This window comes from Pseudomonas sp. 43(2021) (assembly GCF_017490805.1).
Classification (GTDB): domain Bacteria; phylum Pseudomonadota; class Gammaproteobacteria; order Pseudomonadales; family Pseudomonadaceae; genus Aquipseudomonas.
The window spans coordinates 1-1,243 of the sequence record NZ_JAFGYJ010000081.1 but is presented as its reverse complement, the minus strand read 5'-3'; the positions used below and the strand labels follow the sequence as shown (position 1 = coordinate 1,243).

The 1,243-nt window shown below is 55.0% G+C and carries 2 protein-coding genes; both read left to right on the top strand.

All coding sequences use genetic code 11. The features are described from left to right. Nucleotides 1-468, top strand: a 468-nt coding sequence (locus tag J5M71_RS25965; RefSeq protein ID WP_207838291.1) for a LysE family transporter, incomplete at its 5' end; no start/stop codon positions are given. A 313-nt stretch (nucleotides 469-781) separates the two neighbouring features. Further along, a partial coding sequence (locus J5M71_RS25960; protein ID WP_207838288.1) for a phosphoethanolamine transferase domain-containing protein occupies nucleotides 782-1,243 on the top strand: 462 nt, incomplete at its 3' end.

Genomic DNA, 1,243 nt, shown 5'->3' with positions numbered 1-1,243 from the left:
GGCTATTCGTTGCTCGGCATCGGTCTGATCGTGTCGCAGTCGATCGTGCTGTTCAACGCGCTGAAGTGGGCGGCGGCGGCTTACCTGCTGTACATCGGCTTCAAGGCCTTGCGCGCGCAACCGGCGAAAACCGACACTGATGACTTGCACCGGGAAACCGGCGTACGCCCCGCGCGGGGCGCGTTCACCTCAGGCTTCGTCACCAACGGCCTGAACCCGAAAGCCACGCTGTTTTTCCTCTCGCTGTTCACCGTGGTGATCAACCCGCACACGCCGCTGGCGGTGCAGGCCGGTTACGGCGTTTACCTGGCGGTGGCGACGGCGATCTGGTTCTGTCTGGTGGCGATGCTGTTCAGCCAGCAACGCGTGCGCGCCGGCTTCGCCCGCATGGGCCATTGGTTCGACCGCACCATGGGTGCCGTGCTGATTGCTCTCGGCGTGAAAATCGCGTTCACCGAGATGCATTGAGAACTGGAACACATCAATCCCTGTGGGAGCGAGCCTGCTCGCGAAGGCGTCAGGTCAACCAGATCATCCATGACTGACACTGCGCTTTCGCGAGCAGGCTCGCTCCCACAGGACATTGCGAAGTGCCTGAAACTGAATAAACCCTGAACCATTCTCAAATACTCGCAAACTTTCACGTTCGTACTCCGAGGCAACTAATCATTAGCATCTTTTTCACGAAAAATTGATCCATGGCTGCCTAAAGTTTGGCATGCCTCGGTGAATGAAATTTTCACAATCGACGAGGCTCTTCTTTCAGGAACAGTCACTCATCATGTTGAAGTTAAAAGCCGTGCGCCCGGAATGGGTGACGTTGTTTGCCAGCGCCTTTTTGTTGCTCGGTTTCAATCTGGTGCTTTGGCAACATTTGTTCGAGATCACCGCCGCCGATGGCAAGGGCATCGCCATGCGCGTTGCGTTTGGCGTGATGATCTTTGCCGCGTTCAACATAGTCCTGACATTATTCGCTTTCCGGCCACTGCTTAAACCACTATTGACCCTGTTGTTTTTAGTCAGCGCCGGCGTGGCTTATTTCATGAGCCAATATGGCGTGATGATCGATGCCGGCATGTTGCGCAACTTTGCCGAGACCAACGTCACGGAAGTGCGTGATCTGCTCTCATTGAAGTTGTTTGCTTATATTCTCTTGCTGGGTGTCCTGCCGTGTTTGTTGTTGTGGAAAGTTCCGGTCAGTTATCGGCGCTGGCATCGCGAGTTGTTCAGCAAAGTTATTGTC